We start from the raw sequence: 19,463 nt of genomic DNA on the forward strand, positions 1-19,463 counted from the left end.
CGGTCAGCGTTCTTCGGGGTTGCCGTCGCTGTGCGGGTGCCGCCAGCGCTCGTGCGGTTTCGGTGGGTCGTCGGCGTCCTTTGGCGCGTCGCTCTGCTCGAAGCTCGGCCGGCGGACGCCCTCGGGCTCCGGCACGTCCACCGGTCGGGCACCGGAGCGCGGCGCCGGCTGGAAGTCGACTGCCTCCCGGGCGCCGTGCGCGCCCTCGGCGGCGGGCGACTCCGGCGTGTGGTGCTCCATCCGCAACTCCTCGGCGAAGTGCTGCGGCGGCTTGGTGGTGCGCTGCGGCAGATCCCGGCCCAGATCCGCGACGAGGGGGCCGTACTTCAGGTCGAACGCGGGACGCTCGGAGCGGATCCGGGGCATCTGGTCGAAGTTGCGCAGCGGCGGCGGGCAGCTGGTCGCCCACTCCAGGGAGTTGCCGAAGCCCCACGGGTCGTCGACAGTCACCATCGCCCCGTACCGCCAGGACTTCCAGGCGTTGTAGATGAAGAACAGGGTGGACGCGCCGAGGATGAACGAGAAGATCGTGGAGATGGTGTTCAGCGTGGTGAAGCCGTCGGTGGGCAGGTAGTCGGCGTACCGGCGGGGCATGCCCATGGCGCCCAGCCAGTGGTGCACCAGGAAGGTGCCGTGGAAGCCGATGAACATGGTCCAGAAGTGCGCCTTGCCGAGCCGCTCGTCGAGCAGCCGCCCGGTCATCTTCGGCCACCAGAAGTAGTAGCCGCCGAAGAGCGCGAAGACCACGGTGCCGAACACCACGTAGTGGAAGTGCGCCACCACGAAGTAGCTGTCGTGGGTGTGCCAGTCGACCGGGGGACTGGCCAGCAGCACCCCGGTGAGGCCACCGAGCAGGAAGGTGACCAGGAAGCCGATGGCGAAGAGCATGGGCGTCTCGAAGGTGAGCTGGCCCTTCCACATGGTGCCGATCCAGTTGAAGAACTTCACGCCGGTCGGCACGGCGATCAGGTAACTCAGGATGCTGAAGAACGGCAGCAGCACCTGGCCGGTGGCGAACATGTGGTGCGCCCAGACCGTCATGGACAGCACGGTGATCGCGACGGTGGCCAGCACGATCCCGGTGTAGCCGAACAGCGGCTTGCGGGAGAAGACCGGGATGATCTCGGTGATGATGCCGAAGAACGGCAGCGCGATGATGTACACCTCGGGATGGCCGAAGAACCAGAACAGGTGCTGCCAGAGCATCGGCCCGCCGGTCGCGGCGTCGTACACGTGCGCGTTGAGCAGCCGGTCGGCGGAGAGCGCCAGCAACGCGGCGGCCAGCAGCGGGAAGACCAGGATCACCAGCAGGCTGGTCAGGAGCATGTTCCAGGTGAAGACCGGCATCCGGAACATGGTCATGCCGGGCGCGCGCAGGGTGAGGATCGTGGTGATCAGGTTGACCGCGCCGAGGATGGTGCCCAGGCCGGAGACGACCAGACCGAGCACCCACATGTTCGCGCCCACGCCGGGGGAGTTCTCCACGCTGCTCAGTGGGGTGTACGCCGTCCAGCCGAAGTCCGCCGACCCCTGTGGGGTGAGGAAGCCGCCGATCACCATCAGCCCGCCGAACAGGTACAGCCAGTAGGCGAGCGCGTTGAGCCGGGGGAACGACACGTCCGGCGCGCCGATCTGGATCGGCACTATGAAGTTGCCGAACCCGAACGCCGCGGGCGTGGCGAACAGCAGCAGCATCACCGCGCCGTGCGAGGTGAAGAGTTGGTTGTACTGCTCCGGGGAGAGGAGCTGCATTCCCGGCCGGGCCAGTTCGGCCCGCATCACCATCGCCTCGAAGCCGGCCAGCACGAAGAAGGCGAAGGAGGTGAGCAGATACAGCACGCCGATCTGCTTGTGATCGGTGGTGGCGAGAAATTTGATCAACGAGCTGCCGGGGACCGGTGCCCGTACCGCTCCGGGGAACCCCCCGAAGCGGGCCGGTGCCAGGATCGCCGGGCCCCGATCGCGGCCGGGTTCCGTGGTTACCCGCTTGGGCATGGCTGCTCACCCCGTCGTGACGGCAGAAAGGACGGGCGTGCCTACCCGACCCTTGCACCATGTAACCAGCCCAGAGCGGGAATTTCGGTCAGATCGCCAGTACCGGCGCGAGCGCCTCGAATGCTCAGGTCGCCGGCAGCATCGCCCAGACGGCCTTGCCCGGACCGGCCGGCACACTGCCCCAACGCTGGGTCAGCTCCCGGACCAGCAGCAGGCCCCGCCCACCCTCGGCGTGCAGGTCCGTCCCGCCCGGCCGGGCCTGGGCGCTGCTGCCATCCACCACGGCGAGGTGCAGATACGGCCGGCGCAGGGTCACCGTCACCTGCATCGGTGTGCCGGCGTGCCGGACCACGTTGCCGACCAACTCGCTGAGCACCAACGCGGCCGGTCCGGCCGCTTCGGGCAGGTTCCACCGCGCGCACGCGTCGGTGACCAGGTCCCGGGCCCGCCGGCAGGCCCCGGCCACCGGCTCCAGCCGGGCCCGCATCCGCAACGCGGACGTCGCGCCCGCCGCCCGGGTCGCCTCGTCGCAGTCCGGCGCGACCGGGACCACCCGGCAGGTGGTCGACTCGGCCAGCCACCGCGCGGCCGCCACCGACGGGGAGCAGAGCACTACCGGCACCGCCGGCCACTCCTCGGCCTGCCGGGCGGTCGCGGCGAAGACGGACAGCGCCAGCGGGTCGCGGACGTCGACCTCGGCCATGTCGACCACCAGCGCGTCCGGCTGTGCGACAAGAACGCCGTTGAGCGCCTGGTGCACCGACCGCATGGTGTCCAGGTCCAGTGCGCCGTTGAGCCGGACGACCGCCACCGGTGCCGTGGTGCGCACCTCGCAGGTGATCCGGCTCGACATCGGCGCCCTCGATTCGCTGCTGGGGTCGGGATCTGCCAACTACCCGCCGCCCTGCCGCATCAAACGGAATCGACGGCGGGGCGAGCCGGGTCACGCCCCGGAACAGCTGGTCACCGACGGTGCCGAGCGGTCCCGACACCCAGCGCGATCAGGCCCAGGCCGAGGCCCAGGTGCAACCAGTCGTCGGCGTCGTTCACCGGCAGGACGTTCGCCCCGGTGTCGTGGTCCACCGCCAGCCCGTACAACCACAACACCAGGTAGATGGCACCGCCGCCGAGCAGGAACGTCCGGGCGCCGCTGACCGTCCGGCCCAGCGCCAGGCCGGCCACCCCGAACGCCAGGTGGACGAGGTTGTGCAGCACCGACACCTGGAAGACGCCGAACAGGTACCCGCCCGAACCGTGGCCGGCGACGTGCAGAGCGTCAGTACCACTGGTGATCCCCGGCACGAAGCCGAGCGCGCCGACAAGCAGGAACAGCACCCCGGCCGAGGCCGCCGCGCGACGCACCGGCGGTTTGCCGTCGGCCGGGTTGGGCCGCGCCCGGGAGTGCGCCATCGGTCCGACCATCACCGGCTCCTCGCTGCGCGGCGGGCATGAGGCTGCCGGGCTACCCGCTGCCGGCACCGCCAAACCGGGCCGCCGGTCCGGCCGGGTCGCCTGGTGGTGCCGCGCCCGGCCCCGGGCGGACGAGCCCGCTCAGCCCAGGAACAGCTGCACGAGGACCAGCACGGCGACCAGCGCCGGCCCCCGTGCCCCCTGACGCAGCAGGTCGACCGGGACCATTCCGAACGGGGTGTTGACAGTCGCGCCACCGTAGTTGATCGGCGGGCGGGTGCCGGACCGGAACGCGGCGGCCACCACTCCCAGCGCCAGCGTCGGCGCCAGCCAGGGCGGCCCAGGCGTCACCGTCGGCAGGGTCAGCAACCACCACAGACCCGCGCCGACGGCCGGCACCACCACGTGGATCCCGCGCAACAGGGCGTCGCTGCCGCCCAGCGCCCGGCGCAATCCGGGTGACCGGCTGACCGACCGCAGCCCACCGGTCAGCCGGTTGGCGGCGAGGTACGCGAACACCACCTGCGCGGCCCCGGCCAACCCGGGCAGGGCGAGCGCGGCAGCGTACTGCACGCCGATCAGCGTCGCCCAGAGCAACAGCGCGCTCGGATGGCGGCGCAACCGGCGCACGTCGGCCTGAAGGAACGCCCACCAGCCCGGACCGGGCCGGAAACGGCGGCTGCCGACCCGGCCGATCCGGCGCCACCGCCGGCTCTCCACCAGGCCGGCGAGCAGGCTCGGATCGAGCAGGATCGTGGCCGTGGCGGCGGCGTTCGCGAACTGCGCGCCGGTGGTCAGCGTGGCCCGGTCGACCCGGGGCAGCGCCCGCACGGCGCGGATCGTGCCCAGACCCGCGAGCGGCACCGCGAGGGCGAACAGCGCGACGGTCGGCGTCGCCGTCGGCCGGGGCAGCCCGTCACCGACGTGACCGAGGACCACCACCGCGGCGGTGAGGACGGCGGCCACCACCAGCGGCGCCGCCCCGGCCACCGTCGGCCACCGCCGCCCCGTCCGGTTGCTCTGGGCGACGACGCTGAGCGCCAGCGCCGCCGTGCCCCACCCCGCGCCGGCCGCGGCCGCCCAGCCCAGCGCCGCCGGATCGCTCACCCCGCCGAGCGCCGCCACCGCCAACCCGAGCGCCGCGGTGCCCACCGCGGCGCCGACGAGCAGGATGCCGAACCGTGGCGCCAGCCACGCCCGCCGGTCGACCGGCGCGCTCGTCGCCCAGCTCTGCGTGGCCGGGGTGACCAGCAACGGGCCGAGCGCGCGCAGACCCCGCCAGGCCAGGCCGGCGCCGGCCAGCAGCGCGGCGAGCGCCAGCCACCAACGCACCCCCGGCTCCGCCTGCCCGACGGTGGGGGAGTCCAGCAGGTCGCGGCTGGCGCTTATCGCGAACCAGCCGTACATGCCGATGAACAGGACGATGACGTACGCGTCACCCAGCACGTCGGACAGGGAGTGGTCGTGGTGCCGGCTACGGGCCCGGCGCAGGTGGGTACGCAGTTGCCGGGCGGTGGGCACCCCGGTCGGGCGGTCGGCGATGGTGACCGGCGGCGCGCTCACCGGCCGATCTCGATGCGCTCGTCGACCACCGCGTCGATCAGCTCCGGATCGTGCGAGGCCAGCAGCACGGCGGTGCCGGCGTCCCGTTCCCGCAACAACCGCTCGGCCAGCCACTGTCGTCCGCGCACGTCCAGGCGCTGCTCCGGCTCGTCCAGGATCAGCACCCGACGTGGCCGGACGAAACACGAGGCCAGCGCGAGCCGGCGGCGCTGCCCGCTGGACAGCGTCACCGGCAGCTGGTCACGGGCCGCATCCAGCCCCAGCTCGGCGAGCACCTCCTCGACCGGCTCGGCGTCGCCGCCGTGGGCGTACGCGACAAGCTCCAGGTGCTCGACCACTGACAGGTCCGGGAAGAAGTCGATGTCGTCCAGGGCGGCCGCCACCAGCGCCCGCACCTGCGGGTCGGTCTCGTCGGCCCGGCGGCCCTGCACCAGCACCTCGCCCGCGTCCGGCCGGTCGGCGCCCACCACACAGCGCAGCAGGGTGGTCTTGCCGCTGCCGTTCGGGCCCAGCACCACGGCGATCCGGCCCGCCGGGAGCGTGAAACTCACGTCGTCGAGCACGACCAGGTCGCCGAAATTGCGGCTAAGTCCCCGTACCGAGAGCGCATCCACGAGCACAGAGTCTCCCAGACCGGCGCCACCGACCAGGCTGAGGGATTTACGTCACGCGGCGGGTCGACCACCGGGGCCGTCCAGTCGTCGGCCACCGCGTGCACGCGTTCCCGTCTGCGCTGGCCGTGAGCGGTGGGTCGTTCAGTCGCGCCGGTAGAGCGCGGCGAGGCCGGCGGCGGTGGCGGCGATGCGTTCGCGCAGCGCGAGCGGGGTCAGCACCTCGACGTCGGCGCCCAGGCGCAGCAGGTCGCCGTGGGCGTGGGTGAGCGACTCGATCGGCAGCACAGCTGTCACCCAGCCGTGCTCGTCCGGCGCTTGGGCGCTGGCGTCCACCGCGGTCACCACGGGATCGCTGCCGATCTCGCGTAGCCGTTGTCGACCGGTGGGGGACAGCCGGACGGTGGCCTCGTCGCGGTGCAGGCGGGCCCGGAACCCCACCACGTGCGCCCGCCACCAGGCCGGCAGGTCGAAGTCGGCAGGCCTGGCGAACTCCTGCGACAGCGGCGTCAACGCCAGGATCTGATTGACCCGGTAGGTCGCCGGAGCGCTGCGGCCGGGCTGGTTGGCCACCACGTACCAGCGCCCGCCCTTGAGCACCAGACCGTACGGCTCCAGCACCCGGGTCACCTCGCCGTTCCACCCGCGGTAGCGCACCTCGATGCGGTGCTGCCGCCAGACCGCCTCGGCCGTGCGGGCCAGCTCGGGGGAGGCGTCGCCGTCGGCGTACCAGCCGGCGGGGTCCAGGTGGAAGCGTTGCTGGAGCTGGGTGGCCCGGTCGCGTAGGGGAGCGGGGAGCGCGGCGTGCAGCTTGAGCCGCACTGTGGCCACCACGTCGCCGTAGCCCAGCTCGTCGGCCGGGCCGGGCAGCCCGGCCAGGAACAGCCTGTCGGCCTCCTCGCTGGTGAGCCCGGTCAGCCGGGTCCGCCAGCCGTCGACCAGCTGGTAGCCGCCGGCGTGCCCGGCCTCGCCGTACAGCGGGATACCGGCGGCGTGCAGCGACTCCACGTCCCGGTAGATCGTGCGGGGGGAGACGGCCAGCCGTTCGGCGAGCTGCGCGGCGGTCAGGCGGCCGTGCTGCTGGAGCAACAGGAGCAGCGAGAGAAGTCGAGAGGCCCGCACTTCACTGACACTAGTTGTCAGGGGAGCGGTTCTACCGTCCCGGCATGGCATTTCGCGACAAGGATCTACGAACGCTGGCGCCGGTCCTGGTGGACGGTTGGCAGCTCAAGCGCTACCACATCGACCAGCCGGAGCGGCCGATCGAGCCGGAGGTGGAGAAGGCCGCCTATGACATGCTGCCGGCGTTGCTGGCCCGCGCGGTGAGTGACGGCACCCCGCCCGCCGGGTGGGTGGTGCTGCACCGGGGCACGGACAGCGGTGCATACCTGCTGGCGTTCACCTGGGTGTGGGACAACGCGCTGCAGGTGCACATCGCGGTTGCCGGGCAGCCGGCGCTGGACTGCCCGGACGACGACCCGACCCACTTCGTCGAGCTGGGTCGGCGCGAGGTCGGCTGCGTGTGGGAGTTGGCGGTGCTGGAGCACGAGCGGACCTCCTGGATCCGGCACATGCTGACGCCGGAGGCTCCCGACCTGACCGGCTATCTCAACGACATGCGAGCGGACGGGACGGTGGGCGCCTGATGGGCGACTTCGACTTCTTCACCGGCACCTGGAACGTGGTGAACCGGCGGCTGCGCGAGCGACTTGTCGGGTCCGACGAGTGGGAGGAGTTTCCCGGGGTGTCGGTCGCGCACGGCTTCTTCGGCGGCGGCGGCCACTTCGACGAGATCACCTTCCCGACCAAGGGTTCCGCGGGTGCCACCGTCCGGATCTTCGACCCGGCCCGGCAGGAGTGGTCGATCTACTGGATGAGCAGTGTCGACGGGGTGCTCGGGCAGCCGCCGATGGTGGGTCGCTTCGTCGACGGGGTGGGCCACTTCTACGCCGACGACGACCACGAGGGGCGTCCGGTGCGGTGTCGGTTCATCTGGTCGGACATCAGCGCCACCACCGCCCGTTGGGAGCAGGCGTTCTCCGTCGACGGCGAGCAGACCTGGGAGACCAACTGGATCATGACCTTCGCCAAGGCGTCCGACTAGACGAGTAGTTCCCCCTGGCTCGGCCGGTGACCGCCGGCCACCTCCGTGCGGGCGGTATGCCTCTGCGGCATACCGCCCACGGTGGCCGTTACGCCGTCAGCGCCGCGTCGATCGCGCTGATGAGAAGTTGCTCTGCTCCGTCGGGAGATTCGGCTGTCGGCTTCCCTCTGAGGTGGCCCATCCAGCCGTAGACGGTCATCGAGCCACCGGCGATGCCCGGGAAGTCGCTGTCGGACCCGCCGGCGTACGTCGACGCCCGCCGGAGCAGTTCGTCACTCGGGAGGTACGCGGGCACCTCGTTCGCGTAGCCGGCGAACAGCAGCTGGCTCGACGTGCCGTATCTCGCGCGGAAGTAGACGGCGTATCCGGACACGATCTCGCCGCCGGCCAGCAGCAGCCGGAGGTCGGGGCTGCCGGAGAACCGCCAGGACTGGATGGGCACCGGGATCGACGTGGCGACAGTGCCGGCCTCGATCTGCGAGATCATCTGTTGCGCGTGCCGCCGGTAGTAACCCGGCAGGCCGGCGTTGTTCGACCGCACCGTGTAGGCGGCGAGCACCTGCCGGAGGTTGTCAGCGGTTGGTGTCACCTCGAGCGGCAGGGTCACCTCCCGGTAGTGGGCCGTCGTCGGGCCGGCGACCGGCCGACCCGGGCGCAGCATCGCTGTCGTGACGGCCTGCGCGAGGTCGGCGCCCCGCAGGCTCCGCTGGGCCCAGCCCCGCGCGCCGTCGGGGTTCTGGTCGCCGGCCGGCCCGAGGAGGAACTGGGCGAAGGCGCCGGTCGCCCGCTCGACCCGCGCGACAGCGTCCCCCGGGTAGTCCGGGTCGAACAGGGTCTGGGATCCGGCTGTCACCGGGTGGCAGCCGTAGCTGAACAGCACGGCCAGGGGCTGACCGCCCGGCGTGCGGGCGGTCAGCACGGGCACGTCCGACTCGACGTACGACAGCCCTTCCCGGTTGTAGGAGAAGTGCTGGCTGGTGACCTGGTAGTCGAGGCTGCACGCCGTTCGTGGGCCGTCGAGCGTGGCACGGACCAGTCGCACGATTCGCGCGGCCAACCGGTCGCTGTCGGCACGCACCTGGGCCTGTTGGGCCGAGTCCATCCCGTACGCGATGAACGGGTCCAGTTTGTCGATGAGGACGGGACCGTTGTGGGTGTGGGTCGCCGTCAGCGCGAAGTTCTCCGACGCCAGGCCGAGGCCGCGCACCTGACTGCGGATCGACCTGTGCAGGGCGCGCGCGAAGCCGAGCACATCGACGCTGACGATGACGTGCGGCACGCCCGCGGACCAGAGGATCGTGCACCTGGCGAACAGTGCGGCGGCGGTCCCGGTCGACCTGCGGGGCACGTCCACGCCGTAACCGGCCAGGTAGGCGCCGGCCGCCGGAGTGATGTCGACCTTCCCGACCGACAGCTCGGTGCGGGTCGCCCCCAGTGCGGAGTTGCCGACGAGGCCCTGGCCCACAAGCGAGGCGGCCACTATGGACCCGCCGGCGAGCAGGCGACGACGACTGACGGCCAGTCGCGGATTGTGCGGTTCGTCGGCCCCGGCTACCCGCGCCTGGGACTCCGGGGTGGTGGCGGACCTGATTCTGGACATGGTCATTTGGCAGAGAACTCCCCCGTGAGACGCTGACGCCCGATCGCCGTCTCGCATCACCAGCAGATGCGCAAGCGCTGGCTATCAGCTGACGTTTACGGGAATCATTGCGTACACCACGACCGGGGTCAATCGCCGCGGTCACGGTGGTGTGCTGCCCCGCTTCTCCTCCTGGGCCAGCACCGCCTCGCGGTGTTCCGGCTCGTCGCGGCGGCTCAGCTCGGCGGCGAGCCGGGCATCGGTGGTCAGCCGGGCCCGGTTGCGGTGCAGGAAACTCTCGAAACCCCCGGTGTACGGGCAGGCCAGGTCGCCGAGCGCGCGGTGCGGGAGGTAGCGGCAGCCGGTGCAGTAGTCGCTGATCTCGTCGATGTCGGTGCCGTCCACCGCGTACGGGCGGGTGTCCACCCGGGCCAGGTCGGCGTACTGGCTCATGCCGATCACCGTCGCGTTCATCACCCACTCGGTGCCGTCGACGAAGCAGCGCTGGAACCAGTCCGCCACCTCGGTGGGGCGCCAGCCGCGTTGCAGGGCGTAGTTCGCCAGCACCAGCAGCCGGGGCGTGTGGTGCGTCCACGCCCGATCGCGGACGGCCGTGAGAACGTCGGCCAGGCAGCGGGCCTCCACCGCGTCGGCGTCCAGCTCGGCGAACCACCGCGGCAGCGGCTCGGTCGCGGCCAGCCAGTTCGCTCCCCGGTACTGCGGCTCGAAGTACCAGTACAGCTGCCAGAGGAACTCCCGCCAGCCGAGTAGCCCCCGGATGAACGGCTCCACCGCCGTCCGCGGTGCCGCGCCGGCCCGCCACGCCTGCTCGGCGGCGCGTACCACCGGCTCCGGGTGCAGCAACCCCAGGTTGAACGAGGACGAGAGGGCCGAGTGCGCGAGCAGCGGGTCCGCGCCGCTCATCACGCCGGTGTAGCGGCCGTACCCGGGTAGCCGGTGGGTCAGGAAGTGCGCGAGTCGGGCCTGCGCCTCGGTGTGGGTGGCCGGGTGCCGCCGGGGACCGTCGCGGCCGACGAACCGCACCCCGTCGGCGGCCCACCGGTCCAGGTCGCGGCGGACCTGCGCGTCGATGTCGTCCTCGACGATCGGCGGGGGTGGCGGTGGGGCGACAGGTTCCCCCCGCTGCTCGCTCCGCGGTCGGCGTGCCGGCCCGGTCGCGGCGGTCAGCACCTCGTGGCGGCGGCGGGCGTGCCGGTAGAAATCGGTCATCCGCAGCGGGCCGCGTCGGGGGCGGTCCGCCCAGGCGACGAAGTCGGTGTGGCTGGTGACGAAGCCGCGCGGTGGCAGCACGGTAAGCCCCGGCACCGACCTGGCGAAGCGCAGCGCCGCCCAGGAGTGCGGATGGCACACCTCAAGTGGTGCACCGACCTGCGTCAACGCCTGCCGGAACGTGTCGGTGCGCAGCAGCAGCGCCCGGTCACCCAGCTCGGCGGCACGGTGGCGCAGCGCGGACAGGATCAGATGCGCCTTCTGCCGGTGCAGGGGCCGGCGGCGGAACAGGTCCCGGATCTCCACAAGCAACACCGGCTGGTCGGGGCCGTCGAGGAAGTGCGGCCCGAGCTGATCGGCGAGCAACCATCGGCGGGGAGGCATTCCGCAATTCTGCCTACCCGCCGGCTCGGGTGCCCGGCGCCGCACCGGGAGTCGGGCCCGGGGCTGGCGGCGGGCGGGTCAGGACGGGCCGGCACCGGCGACCGCGGCGCTCGGCCCGACGTCGCGGCGACGCAGCAGCACGGTGAGCGTCACGAGGGCGACAAGCAGCGCCGCGAGCACGGACACCGGGGCCGGGCCGAGCGGCGCGAGCAGCGCCAGCAGCGCGACGACGGGGAAGGCGACGACCACCGCGCCGTGCTGCTGCTGGCGTACGTGCAGCACCCAGACCGTGAGCAGGAAGACGGTGATCGGGATGGCCACCGCGTACCCGGCGGTGCGTGCCGAGACGTGCGCGAGGTGCCGCTCGACGTCCACCGACACCCCCAGTCCGGCGCCGATCGCGGCGATCGCGGCGAAGATCAGGTAGTGGCCGTAGCCCCAGACCAGCGAGTAGGGCAGCCGGTCGGGCGCCTCGCTGGGCCGATCGAAGTAGAGCCACCAGAGCGCGAACACGATGAGTGCGCCGGCCGCCGCGAGCGACCAGAGGTCGTGCTCCCCGGCGTCGAGCCCGGTCTGGATCGCGAGTGAGATGGCCAGGACTGTCTCACCGAGCACGATCAGGGTGAACAGCCCGTACCGTTCGGCGATGTGCCGAGGGTGCCAGGGGGTCATGCCGGGGCGTTCGGCCACCGCCGGCACCAGCACGTCGGCCAGCGCCAGCAGCACGAACGTCGCGATGCCCCAGTCGGCGGGTAGTGCCAGCCGCAGCAGCCAGCCGAGCTGCACCACTGTCACCCCGATTGCGTAACGGCGGGCCGCCGGGCGGTGCCGGGGGTCGCCGGCGGCGGCCCGGGTCCAGTGCACGACGGCGGCCAGCCGCATCACCACGTACCCGTAGGTGATGACGGCGAAGTCACCGTCGGCGAAGGCGCGCGGCACTCCGGCGGCCAGGATCAGCGCCCCGGAGATCTGCACCAGGGTGGTGATCCGGTAGACGTCGTCGTCGGTGTCGTACGCCGAGGCGAACCAGGTGAAGTTCACCCACGACCACCAGATTGCGAAGAACACCATGGCGTAGCTGGTCGCGGCGTGGCCGAGGTGGCCCTCGGCGACATCGTGGTGCAGGCTGCCGGCCGCCTGCGCGACGGCCACCACGAAACACAGGTCGAAGAAGAGTTCCAGCGGGGTGGCGGCGCGGTGCGGCTCGTCGCGTCGACGCGGCCGCATCGGCCGGTAGAACGGCCGCACCGAACGGGAATGGGTCACCGCCGCTCCTCAGGTGTGGTTCACCGGCGGCGGCGGCCGTGGGTCAACCCCTCCAACACCAGCGTCAGGCCGGCACCGACCAGCCAGACGTCCTTGGCGAGCCCGGAGCCCTGCTGGGTCGGGCGAACGCTACCGGGCTCCCGCATCCCCGGCGTCTTCAGGTACAGCTGCACCAGGCCCACGCCGAACGCGGTAAGACCCAACCCGACCAGGGGGGCCGGGACGACCGGCGCGAGCAGCGCGGCCCCCAGCGCGATCTCCGAGTACGACAGCAGTTTCGCGAACCGGGTCGGGTCCAACTGGCCGAGTTGCGGCATGGCGGCGACCGCCATCCCGTGCATGCCCTCCGCGGCGGCACCCTCCAGGTTGCGCTTGCCCAGACCCGAGTTCAGAAAGTACGCGCCGATGCTGAGCCGGAGCGGCAGGTGCGCGAGCTTCATGATCACTCCTCGTGTGCCGTTGTCGAATGCGGCCCGCGTACCCCGCACCGCCCGCGATAACCCGTTCGGCCGGCTGGGCTGGTGGTGGTGGTCGCGGTAGGTTCGCCGGGGGCCCGCCGCCGAGCCCGTGGCGCACCTGCCCACCCGGCGTCCGGCCCTGCCGCACACCACCAGGAGGCGAAGTGAGCCAGGAAGTCCGGGGAGTCATCTCCCGCAGCAAGGGCGCGCCGGTCGAGGTCACCACCATCGTGGTGCCCGATCCCGGTCCCGGTGAGGCGATCGTCCGGATCCAGTCCTGCGGCGTCTGCCACACCGACCTGCACTACCGCGAGGGCGGCATCAACGACGACTATCCGTTCCTGCTCGGCCACGAGGCGGCCGGCATCGTGGAGCAGGTCGGCGACGGTGTCACCGACGTCGCCCCTGGTGATTTCGTGGTGCTCAACTGGCGTGCGGTCTGCGGCGTCTGCCGCGCGTGCCGCCGGGGCCGCCCGTGGTACTGCTTCAACACCCACAACGCCACGCAGCGGATGACCCTGACCGACGGCACCGAGCTGGCCCCGGCGCTGGGCATCGGCGCGTTCGCCGAGAAGACCCTTGTGCACGCGGGGCAGTGCACGAAGGTGGATCCGGCCGCCCGGCCGGCCGCCGTGGGCCTGCTCGGCTGCGGGGTGATGGCCGGCCTGGGCGCCGCGATGAACACCGGCAACGTCAGCCGCGGTGACTCGGTCGCGGTGATCGGCTGCGGGGGAGTCGGGGACGCGGCGGTCGCCGGTGCGGCCCTCGCCGGCGCCACCACGATCGTCGCGGTGGACACCGACAGCCGCAAGCTGGACTGGGCCCGCAGGTTCGGCGCCACGCACACGGTGAACGCGTCCGAGACCGACCCGGTCGAGGCGATCCGGGCCGCCACCGGTGGCTTCGGCGCCGACGTGGTGATCGACGCGGTGGGCCGGCCGGAGACCTGGAAGCAGGCGTTCTACGCCCGGGACCTGGCCGGCACCGTGGTGCTGGTCGGCGTACCGACCCCGCAGATGCGGATCGAGCTGCCGCTGCTCGACGTCTTCGGACGCGGTGGTGCGCTGAAGTCCAGCTGGTACGGCGACTGCCTGCCCAGCCGGGACTTCCCGATGCTCACCGAGCTGTACCTGCAGGGCCGCCTCGACCTGGACGCGTTCGTCACCGAGGAGATCACGCTCGACCAGGTCGAGACCGCCTTCGACCGGATGCACCACGGCGACGTGCTCCGCTCGGTGGTGGTGTTCTGATGACCGCCCGCGTCGACCACGCGGTCACTTCCGGCACGTTCAGCCTGGACGGGCAGACGTTCGACGTGGACAACAACGTCTGGGTGATCGGCGACGACAGCGAGTGTGTCGTCCTGGACGCGCCGCATGACGTCGCCACGATCCTCGCCCTGGTGGGCGACCGCCGGGTCCGGGCCATCCTGGCCACCCACGCCCACGACGACCACGTCCGGGTGGCGCCGGAGCTGGCCGAGGCCAGCGGTGCGCCGGTGCTGCTGCACGCCGCCGACCGGGTCCTCTGGGATCTGGTCCACCCGCAGCTACCGCCGCACGGCGAACTGCACGACGGGCAGGGCATCGAGGTGGCCGGCACCACGCTGCGGGTGCTGCACACCCCCGGGCACAGCCCCGGCGCGTGCAGCTTCCACGCCCCCGACCTGGGTGTGGTGTTCACCGGCGACACGCTCTTCGCCGGCGGCCCGGGCGCGACCGGCCGCTCGTACAGCGACTTCGACACCATCGTCGCCTCGATCCGGACCCGGCTGCTCACCCTGCCGGCGGAGACTGTCGTGCACACCGGCCACGGCGACGACACCACAATCGGCGCGGAGGCACCCCACCTGCCGGAGTGGCTCGCTCGCGGCCACTGAGCCTGCACGACGGCCGGCTGGCGCGCGGTCGACGGCTCAGCGGTCGTCGACCGCGCCCAGCACCGGCTTGACATCCAGGACCGGGGTCCCGTCCAGGGCCTCCAGGTCAGCCACCTGGACCCGCAGGCCGGCCACCGTCAGCACCCGCACCCGGTGCAGCCCGATCGGGTTGGGTCGGTGCGGGGAGCGGGTGGTGAACACCCCGGTCTCCGGCCGGCTCCCGTCGCCGCGCGGGTGCACCGCCAGCACGTCCCGACGGGCGCGGTCCAGCCAGGTAAGCACCAGCAGCTCCGCGCCGACCCGCAGGTCGCGCAGGGCCCGCTCGACAGACGCGTCGAAGATCAACCACGCCGGCGGCGCACCCTCGTCGCCCTGCCGCGGCGCGCTCGCCGCGTCGGTAAGCGGCGAGGCGACCCGCCCGACCGGGCGCAGCAGGTACGCGTCACCGCTCGTCACTTCGGCCACCGTCGCTCCCCTCTGGACGGTCCCAGCCTAGTCCGGTCGTGGCGCTAGGATCCCGCACATGGCCGCCGATCCGCCTGCCCGCACGCCCTGGCAGTCGCCCAACTCCCACCCGGACGACCCGCACCTCACCATTCCCCAGGGGCCGCGCACCGGGACGCACGACGATGGCGAAGGACTCGACGGGGACCTCTGAGCGGGGCGGCCGGCGCGTCGCCACGCTCACTTCGACGCAGGCCGCCGCCGTCGCCCACGTGCGGTCGCTGGCGATGGCCGAGCGTGCTGGCGCGCTTGTCGCGATTGCCCGGCACCTCGCCGCCGCCGACATCGGCCAGCCCCCGGAACGCCTGTTGGCGGCCATCCGGACCGGGCGGCTCACCGTCAACTTCCACCCCGACCGGCTGGGTGCCGACGGTCGGAGCGTCGCCGACGCCCTCGCCGAGGACGGGGTGTACCGCAGCCAGTTCGTCACCGGGATCTCCAACGGTGGGCTCACCGCGTACCCCGGTGGTGACCGGGACCGGTGGGAACACCGGATGTTCGACGGCGCGTACCAGCGGCCCGGGGTGACGCCGGCGCAGCGGCCGGTGTACGGCGGCCTGAACCTGCTCGGCTACGCCGACGGCGCCTGCCCCCGCTTCGGCTCCTGTCACCTTCGGCTGCGGCAGGCGGTGCTGAGCCGGGCGACCTTCTGTCTCGGTGACAGCCACCTGAGCCCGGAGGTGGTGGGCACGGCCGACGCGTTCGAGGCGGTGCTCGCCGGGCTGCTGGCCCAGGCCGCCGCCACCGGTGACTGCCTGGGGCGTGCCGGGACGGACGTGGCCACGCTGGTGCGAGCGTTGGGGCACCCGCCGACCACCCCGGGCCCGGTCGGTCGGGCGCTCGACGACTATGTGGAGGCCCAGGTCCACGGCTCGCTCGACCTCGCGCACGACGTCGAGGAGTTGGTGCTGGACCCGTCCTTCGCCGGCACCCCGACCGGTGCCACGCTTGTGTCGATCGCCGAGCGCCACGGTTTCCCGGTGCGCTGGCACCCCGGCTTCGTGCTGGCCGTCGATCAAGTCGACGCGGAGTTCCGGGGCCCGGCGATCCCGGTGCTGGCAGCCCGCGTGCACCGGGAGTTCGCCCAGGCTGGTGATCCGGTGGACGCGGCGCTTGTCGGCCGGGCGGCCGCGTCGGTGGTGATCGAGCCGCAGCGGTGGGCGGACCGCGGCCCGATCGCGGACACCCTCCAGCACCTCAAGCAGCTCTGGCACGTGCTGGTCCGCCACGGCACGCCGCACCGGTCTGTGCCACTGTCGCCAATACCGCGCCCGGTGTCCGATTTTCGGAGGTGACCGGGACCGCAGCTGGCCGGCGTACGGGCATTTCCGGAATGCCCGACAGGTGAACCCGGTTGTGTCCCCCATACCGCCGGAGTCGAAACCCCTTCCCGCGGTCATCTCCCGAGGAGCGTTCACCCCGGAGCGCTCCGCACGATCGAGAGGGCAACCATCGTGAAGGTCGACTTCACTCGATGGCTCCCCGCCATCGCGAAGGACTCGTACCGCAAGACCGCGCTGAGCGTTGTGGGTGTGGCCGCCCTCGGCGGTCTGGCACTCGCGCCGACAGCGGCGGCCGCCCCGGTCACCTCCGGCCCCCACCAGGGTGCCGTGGCCGCCATCGACCTGGCCACCGGCAAGGCCAAGACCGCCAGCCCGGCGCGTCAGCAGGACCAGCCGATCGAGTCGGGGCTGACCACCGGCTCCGCCACCGGCAAGCCGCCGGCCGGCAAGCCCAGCCGCGACCAGCTGATCCCGCACGGCATCGAAGGCGCGCAGTCGCGTATCCCGCTCGATGACGCGCAGCTGGCGAACGCGCGGGCGATCGTCGACGCGGCCAAGAAGACCGGCGTCGGTGACCGGGGTGCGGTGATCGGCGTCGCCACCTCGCTGCAGGAGTCGAAGCTCTACAACCTCGGCCACCTCGGCGTGTACAACGACCACGACTCGCAGGGGCTGTTCCAGCAGCGCCCGTCGTCCGGTTGGGGCACGCCCGACCAGATCACCGACCCGGAGTACGCCGCCACGGCGTTCTTCACCGCGCTGCGCAACGTTGGCGGCTGGCAGGACCTGCCGCTGACCGCCGCCGCGCAGACCGTCCAGGTCTCCGCCTTCCCCTACGCGTACGCGCAGTGGGAGGAGCAGGCGGCGGACATCGTCCAGCAGTTGTGGTGACATCCGCACAGCCAGCCGGCCGGCTCCCGTTCCACGGGGGCCGGCCGGTTCGCGTTCGTCGCCCGGATCAGCAGGCCGGGTAGAGCCGGCGGGTGCCGACCCCGGCGGCGTACGCGTCGCGGTCACTGAACCGGCAGCCGTAGTCGGGCCGCGCCACCACTGCCGGGTCCGTCACGGTGTCGCCGGCCGGGCGCCTGCCGGTGCGTACCCAGGACATCAGGTCGTCCCAGCCGGCACCGGCCTCGGCCGGGGTGAACTCGCAGTGCTGCGTGGCCCGGATGGCCCGCTGGACCACCAGCCTGCCGCGACCGTTGCGCGCCACGTCGGTGGCGTACGCCTGCTCCATGCTGAACGGAACGAACAGGTCACCGAGGCCGTGCAGGCTGAGCACCGGGGCGGTGGGCCGACCGGCGATCCGCGGCACCTCGGTCAACGTCGGCAGCAGCCGCTGTACGACGTTCTCCGGGGCGACCCGCCGTACCGTGGCGTTGACGTCGACCGGGCTGTTCGGGGTGTAGCGGGTCAGCAGGTTCGTGGAAAGCTGTCCGGGCCGTTCGGCGGGGGAGTCGCCACCACTTGTCACAGTGATCGAGAAGAGGAAGTCCTTCCACACCGCGAACGCGGCGTCGGCACCCGGACGGGGCCCGCCCGAGCGGTTCACGGTGATCGCCCGCAGTTGCCGGCCCCGCTCGGTGGTGGTGTCCGGTCCGGTGGGGGTCAGCCCCGCCAGGCCGAGCGCCACCTGGATGCGGGGTACGGCGTTTGTCAGGTAGTCGGCCGGGGTGGGATAGGCCGGCACCTCGGCGAGCGCCTGCGCGACCAGGTTGTAGTCCAGGTAGAAGTCGAGCAGCGTCTGGTCACCGAGCACCCCGCACATCGGCAGCGCCCCGTCGTAGTAGCCGGGGTACTGCTCGAGCGAGCGACCGATGACGTACCCGCCCATCGACACCCCGGCCAGGTAGGTGTGGTGCGGCCGGCGGACGGTCCGCCCGAAGTGGTCGGCGAGCGCCTTGGTGCTCAGCACCCCGGAGCGGATGTCGAAGCCGTTGCGGTCGTACGACGACGATGCCCAGGCGTACCCCTGTGCCAGGAGACGTTCGCGCAACCCGAAGGCCGGCTGCTCCGGTGTGAGGACCGTGCCCTGGCCCCGGTAGCCGTGCGCCCACAGCACCAGGTCCCCGTTCCACCGGGCGGGGACCTCGATGATGTAGCCGGCGTGGCGGTGCACGCCCTGCCGTACCGTCGTCTGCCGGCCGCCCACGACCAGTGGCGCCAACTGCGGGTTCTCGATGGTGTACCCGGGCAGCGGTTGGCCGCCGCTCGGGTCGCGACCGGTGGCGCCGGCCGGCGGGGCACCGGCCAGCCCGACCGCCAGGGTGAGCGTCGCGCTGGCGGCGAGCAGCCGGCGGAGGGTACGAACGGGTGCGGACAGCATCGATGCTCCCCATCGGACGGATGTCGCCCCGGGGGCGACCAGGCGGGACGGTTGCCTACCGGCCGGTAGCGCCCTGAACCTAGGGCCGCCGTCGACGGGTGTCAATGGCTGCGCTGACCGTCCGGTCAACCGGCACCGGGTGGGCGTACCCGGTTGCCAGCGCGGCCGGGTCGGTCGGGTTGACTTGTCGGCGTGGACGAGTTGATCTGGGAGGCGGCCCGGGCGTCGCGTAACTGGTTGGACGCGGCGAATGGGACCGGGCAGACCGAACTGACCTGCCGCATCCTGAAGCTGACCGAGGAGGCGGGGGAGGCGTCGGCGGCCTGGATCGGTCTGCTCGGGCAGAATCCTCGCAAAGGTGTCACCCACAGCCGGGCGGACGTTGCGGCGGAGTTGGCGGATGTCGCCTTCACGGCGTTGGTGGCCATCGAGAGCCTCGGGTTGGATGCCCAGACCGTCCTGGACGCCTGCGCGGCGAAGGTCCGCTCCCGGCTGACCGGGTGAGGCGGGGGCGGCCCTGCGGCGTCGCCGCCCCGGCCGGCCGGGGCCGTTTGTCGGGTTCGAGGCGTTTGGCCGGTGACCTGTCGCACCCGTGGCCCGGAATCGTGGCCGGGCCGGGGTCGTTACACACCCTGACGATCGCAGCACCACCGCCCCGCCCCCGGGGCTGGAATGCGGGCCGAGGCCCGGTCGTTACAGTCCCCACGAACGACCACGCCGCGGGGGTGCCGATGGATCGGCCGCCCCCGGAATGACCCCGGCCCCCCGGTCGTTACACAGGGACCTGGCGCCGCGAGCCCCCGCTCGCAGGCCGCCGACCCCCCAAACTTTCCCCCGTTTTTGCAGCGCCGGACGAGGTGCTCACATCCGT

19 protein-coding genes are annotated in these 19,463 nt (G+C 72.3%); 7 read left to right on the top strand and 12 right to left on the bottom strand.

The genetic code is table 11. The features are described 5' to 3' along the window. Nucleotides 1–3: 3 nt before the first annotated feature. The 6 genes from ctaD to AB0B86_RS02910 form a co-directional block, all read right to left on the bottom strand. Complete coding sequence (gene ctaD / locus AB0B86_RS02885) at nucleotides 4–1,995, bottom strand: cytochrome c oxidase subunit I (protein WP_357407423.1); 1,992 nt, start codon at nucleotides 1,993–1,995, stop codon at nucleotides 4–6. Nucleotides 1,996–2,119: 124 nt separating this feature from the next. Continuing rightward, nucleotides 2,120–2,848 (bottom strand): STAS domain-containing protein, encoded by a 729-nt coding sequence (locus AB0B86_RS02890; RefSeq protein WP_357407421.1) that lies wholly within the window; start codon nucleotides 2,846–2,848, stop codon nucleotides 2,120–2,122. Nucleotides 2,849–2,958: 110 nt separating this feature from the next. Continuing rightward, the gene (locus tag AB0B86_RS02895; RefSeq protein ID WP_357407419.1) at nucleotides 2,959–3,417 is read right to left on the bottom strand and encodes a DUF4383 domain-containing protein; all 459 of its coding nucleotides are present in this window, start codon (nucleotides 3,415–3,417) and stop codon (nucleotides 2,959–2,961) included. Nucleotides 3,418–3,546: 129 nt separating this feature from the next. Beyond that, complete coding sequence (locus AB0B86_RS02900) at nucleotides 3,547–4,968, bottom strand: DUF6297 family protein (RefSeq protein WP_357415017.1); 1,422 nt, start codon at nucleotides 4,966–4,968, stop codon at nucleotides 3,547–3,549. After that, nucleotides 4,965–5,588 carry an ABC transporter ATP-binding protein gene (locus AB0B86_RS02905; protein WP_357415019.1) on the bottom strand — a complete coding sequence of 208 codons (624 nt, stop codon included), beginning with the start codon at nucleotides 5,586–5,588 and terminating at the stop codon, nucleotides 4,965–4,967. Before AB0B86_RS02905 ends, AB0B86_RS02900 begins: the two co-directional genes overlap by 4 nt. Nucleotides 5,589–5,723: 135 nt before the next feature. Next, on the bottom strand, nucleotides 5,724–6,701 hold the full coding sequence (locus tag AB0B86_RS02910) for a WYL domain-containing protein (RefSeq protein WP_357415022.1): 978 nt from the start codon (nucleotides 6,699–6,701) through the stop codon (nucleotides 5,724–5,726). Nucleotides 6,702–6,745: 44 nt separating this feature from the next. Here AB0B86_RS02910 and AB0B86_RS02915 point away from each other — a divergent pair, with 44 nt between their 5' ends. After that, nucleotides 6,746–7,225, top strand: a complete 480-nt coding sequence (locus tag AB0B86_RS02915) for a hypothetical protein (protein WP_357407410.1) — start codon at nucleotides 6,746–6,748, stop codon at nucleotides 7,223–7,225. Continuing rightward, nucleotides 7,225–7,683, top strand: coding sequence for a hypothetical protein (locus AB0B86_RS02920; RefSeq protein WP_357407408.1), 459 nt, complete (start codon nucleotides 7,225–7,227; stop codon nucleotides 7,681–7,683). Before AB0B86_RS02915 ends, AB0B86_RS02920 begins: the two co-directional genes overlap by 1 nt. Nucleotides 7,684–7,771: 88 nt before the next feature. Here AB0B86_RS02920 and AB0B86_RS02925 read toward each other — a convergent pair whose 3' ends face one another. The 4 genes from AB0B86_RS02925 to AB0B86_RS02940 all read right to left on the bottom strand — a co-directional run bounded on the left by AB0B86_RS02925 (nucleotide 7,772) and on the right by AB0B86_RS02940 (nucleotide 12,582). Next, nucleotides 7,772–9,289: a hypothetical protein gene (locus AB0B86_RS02925; RefSeq protein WP_357407406.1), complete on the bottom strand. Its 1,518-nt coding sequence runs from the start codon at nucleotides 9,287–9,289 to the stop codon at nucleotides 7,772–7,774. 135 nt (nucleotides 9,290–9,424) lie between these two features. Beyond that, nucleotides 9,425–10,876 (bottom strand): cryptochrome/photolyase family protein, encoded by a 1,452-nt coding sequence (locus AB0B86_RS02930; RefSeq protein ID WP_357407405.1) that lies wholly within the window; start codon nucleotides 10,874–10,876, stop codon nucleotides 9,425–9,427. A gap of 78 nt (nucleotides 10,877–10,954) precedes the next feature. Further along, the gene (locus AB0B86_RS02935; protein ID WP_357407403.1) at nucleotides 10,955–12,142 is read right to left on the bottom strand and encodes a low temperature requirement protein A; all 1,188 of its coding nucleotides are present in this window, start codon (nucleotides 12,140–12,142) and stop codon (nucleotides 10,955–10,957) included. 20 nt (nucleotides 12,143–12,162) lie between these two features. After that, nucleotides 12,163–12,582, bottom strand: coding sequence for a hypothetical protein (locus AB0B86_RS02940; protein WP_357407400.1), 420 nt, complete (start codon nucleotides 12,580–12,582; stop codon nucleotides 12,163–12,165). A gap of 182 nt (nucleotides 12,583–12,764) precedes the next feature. On the opposite strand from AB0B86_RS02940, the gene AB0B86_RS02945 reads away from it, so the two are divergent. After that, nucleotides 12,765–13,850, top strand: a complete 1,086-nt coding sequence (locus AB0B86_RS02945) for an S-(hydroxymethyl)mycothiol dehydrogenase (protein WP_357407398.1) — start codon at nucleotides 12,765–12,767, stop codon at nucleotides 13,848–13,850. Beyond that, nucleotides 13,850–14,479, top strand: coding sequence for an MBL fold metallo-hydrolase (locus AB0B86_RS02950; RefSeq protein WP_357407396.1), 630 nt, complete (start codon nucleotides 13,850–13,852; stop codon nucleotides 14,477–14,479). The genes AB0B86_RS02945 and AB0B86_RS02950 overlap by 1 nt, the downstream gene beginning before the upstream one ends. Nucleotides 14,480–14,515: 36 nt before the next feature. Here AB0B86_RS02950 and tsaA read toward each other — a convergent pair whose 3' ends face one another. Then, nucleotides 14,516–14,944 (bottom strand): tRNA (N6-threonylcarbamoyladenosine(37)-N6)-methyltransferase TrmO, encoded by a 429-nt coding sequence (gene tsaA, locus AB0B86_RS02955; protein WP_357407394.1) that lies wholly within the window; start codon nucleotides 14,942–14,944, stop codon nucleotides 14,516–14,518. Between the two features lie 164 nt (nucleotides 14,945–15,108). On the opposite strand from tsaA, the gene AB0B86_RS02960 reads away from it, so the two are divergent. Together AB0B86_RS02960 and AB0B86_RS02965 are read left to right on the top strand one after the other, a co-directional pair. Then, the gene (locus AB0B86_RS02960; protein ID WP_357407392.1) at nucleotides 15,109–16,278 is read left to right on the top strand and encodes a DUF3626 domain-containing protein; all 1,170 of its coding nucleotides are present in this window, start codon (nucleotides 15,109–15,111) and stop codon (nucleotides 16,276–16,278) included. 159 nt (nucleotides 16,279–16,437) lie between these two features. After that, nucleotides 16,438–17,157 (top strand): hypothetical protein, encoded by a 720-nt coding sequence (locus AB0B86_RS02965; protein ID WP_357415024.1) that lies wholly within the window; start codon nucleotides 16,438–16,440, stop codon nucleotides 17,155–17,157. A 67-nt stretch (nucleotides 17,158–17,224) separates the two neighbouring features. On the opposite strand, the gene AB0B86_RS02970 is transcribed toward AB0B86_RS02965, so the two are convergent. Next, a complete protein-coding gene (locus tag AB0B86_RS02970; protein ID WP_357415026.1) occupies nucleotides 17,225–18,592 on the bottom strand; it encodes a hypothetical protein in 1,368 nt (455 codons plus the stop codon). Between the two features lie 192 nt (nucleotides 18,593–18,784). On the opposite strand from AB0B86_RS02970, the gene AB0B86_RS02975 reads away from it, so the two are divergent. Next, complete coding sequence (locus AB0B86_RS02975) at nucleotides 18,785–19,096, top strand: MazG-like family protein (protein ID WP_357415028.1); 312 nt, start codon at nucleotides 18,785–18,787, stop codon at nucleotides 19,094–19,096. Nucleotides 19,097–19,463 lie beyond the last annotated feature (367 nt).

This window comes from Micromonospora sp. NPDC049047 (genome assembly GCF_040649135.1).
Classification (GTDB): Bacteria; Actinomycetota; Actinomycetes; order Mycobacteriales; family Micromonosporaceae; genus Micromonospora.